Origin of the sequence: Plesiomonas sp. PI-19 (genome assembly GCF_021368255.1) — a bacterium.
GTDB classification, from domain to species: domain Bacteria; phylum Pseudomonadota; class Gammaproteobacteria; order Enterobacterales; family CAMTGL01; genus Plesiomonas; species Plesiomonas shigelloides.
Window position 1 is genome coordinate 2,877,415 of sequence record NZ_JAJNMQ010000001.1, and the last position, 10,466, is coordinate 2,887,880.

At 54.8% G+C, this 10,466-nt stretch carries 11 protein-coding genes and 1 riboswitch; of the genes, 7 read left to right on the forward strand and 4 right to left on the reverse strand.

The features are described 5' to 3' along the window. The first annotated feature begins 60 nt into the window (after nucleotides 1-60). Both rsmD and LQ901_RS12830 read left to right on the forward strand, forming a co-directional pair. Nucleotides 61-681, forward strand: coding sequence for a 16S rRNA (guanine(966)-N(2))-methyltransferase (gene rsmD, locus LQ901_RS12825; RefSeq protein ID WP_036768684.1), 621 nt, complete (start codon nucleotides 61-63; stop codon nucleotides 679-681). Beyond that, nucleotides 671-988 (forward strand): DUF1145 domain-containing protein, encoded by a 318-nt coding sequence (locus tag LQ901_RS12830; protein ID WP_233672309.1) that lies wholly within the window; start codon nucleotides 671-673, stop codon nucleotides 986-988. The genes rsmD and LQ901_RS12830 overlap by 11 nt, the downstream gene beginning before the upstream one ends. A gap of 157 nt (nucleotides 989-1,145) precedes the next feature. On the opposite strand, the gene LQ901_RS12835 is transcribed toward LQ901_RS12830, so the two are convergent. After that, a complete protein-coding gene (locus LQ901_RS12835; protein WP_010862836.1) occupies nucleotides 1,146-1,754 on the reverse strand; it encodes a YhgN family NAAT transporter in 609 nt (202 codons plus the stop codon). 305 nt (nucleotides 1,755-2,059) lie between these two features. Between LQ901_RS12835 and asd the strand changes: the two genes are divergently transcribed. Next, nucleotides 2,060-3,172 (forward strand): aspartate-semialdehyde dehydrogenase, encoded by a 1,113-nt coding sequence (gene asd, locus LQ901_RS12840; RefSeq protein ID WP_115148950.1) that lies wholly within the window; start codon nucleotides 2,060-2,062, stop codon nucleotides 3,170-3,172. A gap of 77 nt (nucleotides 3,173-3,249) precedes the next feature. Here asd and LQ901_RS12845 read toward each other — a convergent pair whose 3' ends face one another. Then, nucleotides 3,250-3,597: a hypothetical protein gene (locus LQ901_RS12845; protein WP_233672310.1), complete on the reverse strand. Its 348-nt coding sequence runs from the start codon at nucleotides 3,595-3,597 to the stop codon at nucleotides 3,250-3,252. A 421-nt stretch (nucleotides 3,598-4,018) separates the two neighbouring features. On the opposite strand from LQ901_RS12845, the gene LQ901_RS12850 reads away from it, so the two are divergent. From LQ901_RS12850 to crcB, 4 genes are all read left to right on the forward strand, one after another. Then, nucleotides 4,019-4,576 (forward strand): hypothetical protein, encoded by a 558-nt coding sequence (locus LQ901_RS12850; RefSeq protein WP_133240570.1) that lies wholly within the window; start codon nucleotides 4,019-4,021, stop codon nucleotides 4,574-4,576. A 187-nt stretch (nucleotides 4,577-4,763) separates the two neighbouring features. Next, nucleotides 4,764-5,783: a lysophospholipase L2 gene (gene pldB / locus LQ901_RS12855; protein ID WP_178026471.1), complete on the forward strand. Its 1,020-nt coding sequence runs from the start codon at nucleotides 4,764-4,766 to the stop codon at nucleotides 5,781-5,783. Between the two features lie 235 nt (nucleotides 5,784-6,018). Continuing rightward, nucleotides 6,019-6,816, forward strand: a complete 798-nt coding sequence (gene yigL / locus LQ901_RS12860; RefSeq protein ID WP_010862841.1) for a sugar/pyridoxal phosphate phosphatase YigL — start codon at nucleotides 6,019-6,021, stop codon at nucleotides 6,814-6,816. Between the two features lie 35 nt (nucleotides 6,817-6,851). Further along, nucleotides 6,852-6,918: riboswitch (Fluoride riboswitch) on the forward strand. A 222-nt stretch (nucleotides 6,919-7,140) separates the two neighbouring features. Further along, nucleotides 7,141-7,539 carry a fluoride efflux transporter CrcB gene (gene crcB, locus LQ901_RS12865; protein WP_010862842.1) on the forward strand — a complete coding sequence of 133 codons (399 nt, stop codon included), beginning with the start codon at nucleotides 7,141-7,143 and terminating at the stop codon, nucleotides 7,537-7,539. Nucleotides 7,540-7,683: 144 nt separating this feature from the next. Here crcB and glpQ read toward each other — a convergent pair whose 3' ends face one another. Continuing rightward, the gene (glpQ, locus tag LQ901_RS12870; RefSeq protein ID WP_010862843.1) at nucleotides 7,684-8,766 is read right to left on the reverse strand and encodes a glycerophosphodiester phosphodiesterase; all 1,083 of its coding nucleotides are present in this window, start codon (nucleotides 8,764-8,766) and stop codon (nucleotides 7,684-7,686) included. Between the two features lie 162 nt (nucleotides 8,767-8,928). Further along, a complete protein-coding gene (glpT, locus tag LQ901_RS12875; RefSeq protein ID WP_064977089.1) occupies nucleotides 8,929-10,275 on the reverse strand; it encodes a glycerol-3-phosphate transporter in 1,347 nt (448 codons plus the stop codon). Nucleotides 10,276-10,466: the final 191 nt, after the last annotated feature.

Sequence of the window (10,466 nt, forward strand, 5' to 3'; positions counted from 1 at the left end):
TAGAATGTAATCTTGAATGAACCCCGTAGTTTACCACTTTCCTGGCGGTCAAAAAATTGTATGGCTAGACGATCTCCGACAACAGCAAAAAATCCTACCGGTCAAATCCGGATTATCAGCGGACAGTGGCGTGGACGCAAACTGCCCGTCCCAGACAGTCCGGGCCTGCGCCCAACCACCGACAGGGTACGGGAAACCGTCTTTAACTGGCTGGCGCCGGTGCTGCATGGGGCGCGCTGCCTCGATTGCTTTACCGGTAGCGGAGCGCTGGGGTTAGAAGCGCTGTCCCGCTATGCCAGTGAAGTCATTATGCTGGAATATGAGCGCAATGTAGCCGAACAGCTGCGAAAAAACGTGCAATTATTGAAATCCGAGCAAGCCAAGGTGATTCAGACCGACAGTCTGCAGTATCTGGCTCAACCGGGGCAGCCGTTTGATGTAGTGTTTATCGATCCGCCTTTTCGCCGTGGCATGCTGCACGATTGCTGTCGCCTGTTAGAGCAAAATAATTGGCTCAGCGCAGGGGCTTATATCTATGTCGAGGCCGAATTAGAGGCCGGCGACCTGCCCGTGCCGCACAACTGGCGCTTACACCGCGAGAAAACTGCCGGCCAAGTGGCCTATCGCTTGTATATTCGTGGCACGGAAGAGGCACCTGCGGAGGCTGACGATGTGGCTTAATCTCGGGCGCGCCTTGATGCTGGTAGTGTGGGGGCTGCTGCTGACTAATCTGGTGCACTCGCTGTCACCGAAAACCCTGAGCGCTCTGCTGTATCTGCTGCTGGGGCTGACCTTGGTGATGCATACGCTGCAATTGCTGTTGGCGCGCACCCTGCTGGGGAAAAGCCGTCCGCTGGGACGTGCGGGCAGTCTGCGCGTGATGCTGTTTGGGGTACTGGAGCTGATCCCACTGCGTCGCCGTTTGGAGCAAGATGCTAGACCAAGCGCAGCGCCTTCTGACGCAACGCTACCGCGCCAGCAACAATAGCCGAGCACCATAGTAAGACAGTTTAGCAAACAAGCGCAGAGCCAAAGCTAAGCATCAGTGAGAATGGCTGGGATGGATGACGCCGTAGGGCGTCATCCTGCAATCGACTCTATCTCGAATCACTTAGAGCCGGATAACGTACCTTGTCAGCGCGGCCTTAGCGGTTCACACCCGGCAGCGGCAAGTGGAAATAGCGCGCAATGCCGTCGAGGAACATTTGGGTGGAGATCATCACCAAGATCAGCCCCATCAGACGCTCCATCGCATCCAAGCCTTTGGTTCCCAGCCAGCGATTCAGCACTTCTGACGACAGCAAAATCAGCACGCTCAAGCCCCACGAAAGCAACAGCGCCAGCACCAAGGTCATGTTTTCCCCCGGATGCTGCTTTGCCAGCAGCAGCAAAGCCGCCAACACTGACGGACCAGCCACCAGCGGGATCGCCAACGGCACCAAAAACGGCTCTTCACCCGGCTTTAATCCGGTCACGCCACCGGGCTTAGGGAAAATCATACGGATCGCAATCAAGAACAGAATAATACCGCCGGAAATCGACACGGTTTCTTCGCGGACATTCAGGAATGACAGCAGGTGATCGCCAGCAAACAAGAACAGCATCATCACCAGCAACGCAATCAGCAGCTCGCGCAACAAGACAAAACGTCTACGTTTTGGCTCCAAATGCCGCAATACCGACATAAATACCGGTAAATTTCCCAAAGGATCCATAATCAGAAACAACAGCACCGCTGCTGACATCATTTCCATCGTGCCTTTTCCTGCCTGTTGGCCGTGTAGTCAAACGGCAAGTATACCCAGTGGCCGTGGTAAAGCTCCATATGCAAGGGGCAGCGCGCATGGCTTTAACCGGTCATTTATGGCTTAAATGCACATTTTCCCAGCAATAAATAGCGGATAAATCCCACTTTCTTTGTGTTATTAATTGAAAGCGGTAAAAAGCCGCCTTCAGGGGTTGCACCGGCTTATGCAATCGGTAAGGTGAAAGAGGTGCTCCGGCAATACGGCCGGCACATTTTCGGACTTTCACTCACTCAGCTTAGGATGATCGCGTGATGAAAAATGTAGGACTCGTTGGATGGCGTGGCATGGTCGGCTCCGTGCTGATGCAGCGCATGCAGGAAGAACAGGATTTCGCTCTGATTAACCCGGTGTTTTTCACCACCTCGCAAGCCGGTCAAGCGGCGCCGATGGTCGGCGGGAAAACGGGCGTGCTGCAAGATGCCTATGATCTGGATGCCCTGCGGGCGCTGGACATTATTATCACCTGCCAAGGCGGTGATTACACCAACGAGATCTACCCGAAATTACGCGCCAGCGGCTGGCAGGGGTACTGGATTGATGCGGCCTCTAGCCTGCGCATGCAAGACGAAGCCATCATCATTCTCGACCCAGTCAACCAGCAAGTGATCCAGCGCGGTCTGGAGCAAGGCATCAAGACCTTTGTCGGCGGTAACTGTACCGTGAGTTTGATGCTGATGGCGCTCGGTGGCCTGTTTGCTGAAGATCTGGTGGAGTGGGTGTCGGTGGCCACCTATCAAGCCGCCTCTGGCGGTGGTGCACGCCACATGCGTGAGCTGCTGACCCAAATGGGCATGCTGCAACAGACCGTGGCCAGCGAACTGGCCGATCCGGCCTCCGCCATTTTGGATATCGAACGCAAAGTTACCGCCAAAACCCGTGATGGCAGTCTGCCGGTGGATAACTTTGGCGTGCCGCTGGCCGGCAGTTTGATCCCGTGGATCGACAAACAACTGGATAACGGCCAGAGCCGTGAAGAGTGGAAAGGTCAGGCGGAAACCAACAAGATTTTGGGCATCGACGGCCAACCGATTCCGGTCGATGGCCTGTGTGTACGTGTTGGCGCGCTGCGCTGCCACAGCCAAGCCTTCACCTTGAAGCTCAAGCGTGATGTCAGCTTAACCAGCATCGAACAGCTGTTGGCGACCCACAATGATTGGGTCAAAGTGATCCCGAACCAGCGTGAAATCACCATGCAAGAGCTAACGCCAGCCTGCGTGACCGGCACTCTGTCAGTACCGGTAGGCCGTCTGCGTAAGCTGAATATGGGGCCTGATTATCTGTCGGCCTTCACCGTGGGTGACCAGCTGCTGTGGGGCGCGGCCGAGCCGCTACGCCGCATGCTGCGTCTGCTGCTAAGCGCCTAAAGCACCTAAGCACGACCGCAGTCATCGCTGCAACCGATGCACGCAATACCGTCCGGTACTGGCTGTACGCCGGACGGTTACACCGGCCAAAACCAGCCTAACAGCAAAAACAGCAAGGTGACGCCGAGCACCAAAATGGCTGCCAGCAGCCACATCAACCGTGGCGCGCGCGGAGTAAGTAACTGCTCACATTCGCGACACGCGCCGAAAAAATCGCGCTCATCCTCCAAGCGATAGCCATCTTCATGCATCAAGCGATTACGCACCGTGGCGATAAAACGCAATTTACGCGCCGCCGCTTCCGGTAAGCGATCGTCGCATGAGGTGATCAACTCATGTAATCCGCGTCCTTCGGCATGAAAATGCTGGCGCAGCAAGCGCTCCAGACGCCGGGTGGCTTTGACTACCCGATCTATTTGTCCCATGCCATCCTCCTTGTTGCCTGACTGCTAACGCGGCGAACGGCGCAACTAAGCCACTCAGCTTCCCACGTTAAGCGCACCGATTTTTCTCTAGTGTGACTGATTTGTAAGCTGCTGTGCAACGGTTATCCCGTGGCCGCGACATCCCAAGCCATACGAGAAAGCGGTGCGAGAAAAGATGATGAAACGCATCGCGCAGCCTGAAAACAATTCATTAACATTTTCAATTTGAGAGCGAGGTAACGTTACAGGCTGTTTGTTCGGTCTGCAGAGCAGCCCTTTGTTACAATCAATAGAAAAATCACAACGATAACCCTCTGTGACGCCGAAGAAGAGTGACAACCAAGCCAACGCGCAGTATGCGTTGGGCCGTCATTCCTATTCCGCGTTCACTGTGTCCCTACTGACTGTGAGAGTGAACCGCATGCCAATGACCAGATGCCGTTATTTTTCTGCTCTGGTTCTTTACTGTCTGAGTGCGCTGCTCCCGGCAGGCGCCGCCAGCCTCGACTTTAAAGGCACCTTAGCCACCCCGTTCCTCAACCATCCGCGCGGAGCCACTTTCAACGCCACCATTTTCTTCGACCCCAATGCCAGCAGTTTTGAATCAGGAGGCGAGCTGGGAGTCTGGCAACAAGAGCACTACCCATTTCAGCAAGTGGCCATTGTGATTGAAGATCAGCTGTATCAGGTCAACGCCCTCGAGCAATCGGCGCTGGATAACCGGATTCGGATCGTCCACTGCCAAACGGTGACAGCGGTGTGCACCTTCGATGAAATCAGTTTACATGCCAACGGGGAAGTCAGCGGCCAATTGGATGCGCCCAGAATTCAATTTACCCTGCGAGGCAATGCCGGTTGGCTGAAAGACGCACATTTACCGGATACCATGGCGCTGCGCGAGCTAATGCAAACCGCCAATCAGGCTAGCATGACGCTGCAATCGGACTTTGAGTCCTCCTCTTTGCGCATCGAGCGCTGACCGACGCCGAACCGCCGGCGCGGTACCCTGTTCGCGTTACGCCGCCCGTAAGCGGGTCGACGGGTAGAATTGGGCTGCGGCAGTGCGCACCGTCTACTACTCTGAGCGCCTTCTGTTATCATCATGCTCTCCGAGCTGGGAGTCATGCCACATGAAACGCCATTTAGTTTATCTGGGATCTCTTATCATGAGCGCAGTATTACAGGCCGCGCCGGTCGCCGAGCCATCATCCTTTTCGCCGGCGCCGCGTGAAGCGAACTACCCCGAGTTTATGCAGCAACAGGTGACACCGTTTTGGCAGCAAGGGCAACAACAGACCCTGACCAGCACCGATGGCCTGCCGCTACAAACCATCCGTTTTCACTCACCGCAGCACCAGCAGGTGATCATGGTGGTCAACGGACGACTGGAGAGTTTCCTCAAGTATCAGGAGCTGGCCTACGATCTGTTCCAGCAAGGCTATGATGTGGTGATGTTCGATCATCGCGGCCAAGGGCTGTCGGGCCGAATGCTCCCAGATAGGCATAAAGGCTATGTGGCCGATTTCTCCGACTATCAGCGCGACATGAAACAGGTCTATCAAACCCTGATTGCTGGGCAAGGCTACCAACAAGCCTTCTTGCTGGCGCACTCGATGGGCGGCGCAGTCTCAGCCGGTTATCTGGAAACCTATCCACAAGATTTTACTGCCGCGGCACTGTCCGCCCCGATGCTGGGGATCGCCTTACCACTGCCGCACTGGCTAACGCGCAGCATTACCGGTGTGGCCGAATGGGTAGATAGCTGGGCAGAAAGTTATGCGCCAGGCACCGGGCCGTACAAAGCCACGCCGTTTGCCAATAACGATCTGACCCACAGTGAGCCGCGTTATCAGTGGTTCCGTGAGCTGTATGCCGCCAATCCGAACGTGCAACTCGGTGGCCCAACCTTGCACTGGATCCGCGAAGGGATGCAGGCCGGTGAAGATGCCATCACCCACGCCCCCGAGCTGACCACCCCACTGCTGCTGCTACAAGGCGGCCAAGATTCGGTGGTCGATAACGAGGCGCACCGACGTTTTTGTACCGCGATGGCACAGGCGGGTCACCCGTGCGAAGGCAATCAGCCATACGTGATTGATGGCGCGCGCCACGAGCTGCTGTTTGAGCAAGACCCGCTGCGCACCCAAGCCTTGCGCCAAATTTTGGCCTTTTTTGCGCGCTACTGATGTAGGCTGACTCGCGCCTCAACAGAGCAAAACGGTAGGCTACTGACGACGTGTCGATAAGCGGCACGTCGTTTATCTCTTAACCCTGCACACACCAACATTCTCACCTAACGGGATGTCATGGCTTTTGGTGAGCCAGATCACCTTACAGGATGAAATTTGTCAGATTAACAGACTGGCTGCGTGCAGCAGGTATACTGTGCTTTCTCCTTTCTGCTATCAGAGTGTGTGATTTATGTACCGAGTTGTAGCCTCCGATCTGGACGGAACCCTGCTGACACCGGATCACCGGGTCTCCCCTTTTACCGCCGATACCCTGCGTATGTTAACCGAGCAAGGGATCCGCTTTATTTTCGCCACCGGTCGCCATCACGTAGATGTGGCGAAGATCCGCGAAAATCTGGGGATTGATGCTTACATGGTGACCTCCAATGGTGCTCGGGTACACAATACCGCCGGTGATCTGGTGTTCAAACACGATCTGGCGCCGGAAATTGCCCATGATCTGATGACGCTGGCCCACAATCACCCTGACATCATCACCAACGTCTACCGTGAAGACGAATGGCACATCGATCGGGAAGTCGATTGGCTGGCCGAATTCCACGATGAAACCGGCTTCCATTGCAATATCAGCAACATGCAGCTGGTCGATTGTGATGGCGTAGCCAAGGTCTTTTATCTGGGCGCGCATGAAACCCTGCTGCCGATGGAAGAGGCGATCAACGCCCGCTTTGGCGACAAGGTCAATGTCAGCTTCTCACTGCCAGAGTGCTTGGAAGTGATGGCCGGCGGCGTGTCAAAAGGCCATGCGCTGGAGCAAGTGCTGCCCCTCAAAGGGATGACGCTGGCGGACTGCATCGCGTTTGGCGATGGCATGAATGACTTAGAGATGCTGAGCATGGTCGGCAAAGGCTGCGTGATGCAAAACGCGCATCAGCGCCTGAAAGATGCCCTGCCGGATGCAGAAGTGATTGGCGATAATGCCGATGAGGCCGTCGCGCACTATCTGCGCCGCATGTTTATCGCCTGATCTTGTTTCCACGCTAAACCCCGGTATACACTGAATGCCATCGTGGAGATGGCATTCCTCCCTTAACCGTCGGGTTTCCCGTCTGATGATGCCTGCTAGATTCCTGATCTGTAACAGGAAGGCGGGCATGTGCATGTTATCCCTGAGCGAATTGCGCGAAAATCGGTTCGCAAGACTCGGCTTACGTCACCCTGTCGACCCCTGTTGCAATCGGGAGTGATTGTCGCCAGTGTGCATTATTCGTGCGTAGCTAACGCCGAATGTGCACTCGGCGTGGTTATTTACGCCGGCAGGATTGCCGGCATGACGTTCAGGATCGCCAGTATGTCCGAAACATCCCTACTCAGCTCGTTGCTTGCCGTCAGTGGCGGCGCCGCTTTTGGTGCCTCTTTGCGCTGGTGGGTCAGCAGCAAGCTCAATACCCTCTTACCCCATCTGCCACCCGGTACCCTGCTGGTGAACCTGCTCGGTGGATTTTTGATTGGGATTGCGGTGGAAGTCTTTTTGCGTATGCCGCATCTATCACCGCATTTGCGCCTGTTTATCATCACCGGTTTTCTCGGTGGCCTCACCACCTTCTCCAGCTTTTCCGCCGAGATGATCACCTCGCTGCAAAAAGGCCATACCCTGTGGGTACTCGGTGGGATCACCTTGCACTTAGGCGGCTCGCTGCTGATGACCGTGGCCGGTATGAGCCTAACCCGCTTGTTGTGGCCGCAGTAAGTCACTGGCATCGGGAGCCCCCAAATAAAAAAGCCACCCGATACCATCAGCGGCACCATGAGTGGCTTTTTGCATGAAGCAATGTCAGAGGCTTCGTCAGTGAAACAGTGAATCTGGAGGGGGCGCCAGATTCACTGACCGCGCTTATTTGGCGGCGGCTTTCTGGTTACGCAAGAACTCTACCGCAACGTCTGGGAAGTCGGTGAACACGCCATCGACATCGGCGGTGTTGTAGAAGATATCCAGCATATCCGTCAGGTTCTTAGCATACGGCGGTACCTTACCGGCGTCTTGACGGAAGGTGTACGGATGCACCACCAGACCGTTGGCATGGGCTTCTTTGACCATGATGGTGGTCTTGATGTTGCCCGGGGTGGAGCTCTCTTCTACCACCATCGGATACCATGGGCCGACGCCATCAGCATACTTGGCAATCTTGGCCATCGCGCCCGGCTCGAACATCCAGTCGTAGCTGTAGTTGGTCAGGGTGCCATCTTTGTTGATGACCATGGTTTCTTTGTCATCGGTCAGGGTGATCAGCTGTACCAGCTTGATATCCATCCCCATCTTCGGCAGCAGCTCATCGTGTACCCGCTGCAGATCTGGCGCGTCAAAGCTTTGCAGGAAAACTTTGTCATCTTTCTTGGTGTAGCCGTACTTTTTCAGGGTTTCCAGTACCGCCACGGAGATGTCTTTGCCTTCGGTTTTATGGAACCACGGCGCTTTGGTCTCGACATAAATCCCCACGTTTTTACCGGTGGAGTGGTTCATGCCTTGGATCATTTCGATCTCTTCGGCCAGCGTATGAATGCGAAAATCGCTCTTCCACATTGGGAAACGATTCGGGAATTTCTGGCTCATCTTGCCATCTTTATCCAGCACAAACTCTTCGGTAAACGAAAGTTGGCGAATTTCCGGCAAGGTGAAATCAATGGCGTAGTAACGGCCATCGGCGCGCGCACGGCCTGGGAATTTCTTGGCCACGTCAGTCACGCGATCCAGATAATGGTCATGCAGGACGATCAGCTGATTGTCCTTAGTCATCACCACATCTTGCTCCAAATAATCGGCACCCATCGCATGCGCCATGGCTTTAGCCGGCAGGGTATGCTCCGGCAAATAACCACTGGCACCACGGTGCGCGACGACAATTTTATCCCCGGTCTGGGCAAATACCGGTGCCACCAATACGGCACTGGTCATCAGTGCAAGCAGAGTCTTGTTCATCATTATCGCTCTTTGGTTTTATCAGTGTAGGGTAAGGTAAAGATGTAACATGTTATTTTTATTGCAGTTTTATTTTTATTCGGCGGATTGCTGTCACAATCCGCCGTATTGTTACTGATTGCTCAATGCGGTGCATTTGCACCACTATCCGATTAGGCTCGCTTAAGCGTTCGCCTTCTCTTCTTGTGCTTTGTTGTGATGGATCATGGTCAGCGCCAGCAAGATCACCGCCGCCACACAAGAGCCGATCAGCAACATGAAGCCGCCATCCCAACCAAAGTGGTCTACGGTGTAACCCACCACGGCGTTCGCCGCAACTGAGCCACCGAGGTAACCGAACAGGCCGGTAAAGCCCGCCGCGGTACCTGCCGCTTTCTTCGGAGCCAGCTCCAGCGCATGCAGACCAATCAGCATCACTGGGCCGTAAATCAGGAAGCCGATCGCCACCAGAGACGCCATATCCACCATTGGGTTACCTGGTGGGTTCAGCCAGTACACAGTAGTCGCCAGCGCAACCAGTACCATGAAGAACACGCCGGTGGCACCACGGTTACCTTTGAACACTTTGTCCGACATCCAACCACACACCAAGGTGCCCGGGATCCCCGCCCACTCGTAGAAGAAGTAAGCCCATGAGGATTTATCCACTGAGAAGTGCTTCACTTCTTTCAGATAAGTCGGCGCCCAGTCCAGTACGCCATAGCGCAGCAGATAGACGAATACGTTAGCAAAGGCGATATACCACAGCAGTTTGTTCGGCAGAATGTACTTGGTGAAGATCTCTTTAGCCGTCAGCTCCACTTCGTTCTTGGCGCTGTAATCTTCTGGATAGTCATCCTTGTACTCTTCGATTGGCGGCAAACCACAAGACTGTGGTGTATCACGCATGGTCAGGTAAGCGAAAATTGCCACCCCCACCGCCGCCGCAGCCGGTACATAGAACGCTGAGCGCCAATCATTGAACCAGCCCATGCCCAGAATGAACAGTGGACCAATCATGCCGCCACCCACGTTGTGGGCACAGTTCCAGATGGACACGATGCCGCCACGCTCTTTCTGTGACCACCAGTGCACCATAGTACGGCCGCAAGGAGGCCAACCCATGCCTTGTACCCAGCCATTTAAGAACAGCAGGACAAACATGATGGCGATGCTGGACGTGGCCCATGGCATAAAGCCCATGATGAAGAAAATCGCCGCCGACAGCAGCAAACCCGCGGTCAGGAACACCCGCGGGTTGGAGCGGTCAGATACCGCACCCATCAGGAACTTAGACAGGCCGTAGGCGATAGCCACACCGGACATAGCAAAACCCAGATCCCCACGCGAGAACCCTTGTTCCACCAGATACGGCATGGCCAGTGAGAAGTTTTTACGGACGAGATAATAACCGGCATAGCCGAAGAAAATACCGGCAAAGATCTGCCAGCGCAGACGCTTATACGTGCTATCGATCTGCACTTCCGGCAGTCGGGCACGATGCGCCGCAGGACGGAAAATACTCAACATATTCGGATCCTCGATATGTCTGTGGCTGTTATTTTGTAGTAATGGGTTTGCGAAACCGAAAACGATTACGCGGCGAATGCCGTAAAAGGAACAGAGGTGACCCTATTGGCAGTTCGTAAACGAGCGCAATAATAGTGACTATGTTTCGTAAATGGTGTGAGTCAAAACACAATTCGTCATATTTATTATTA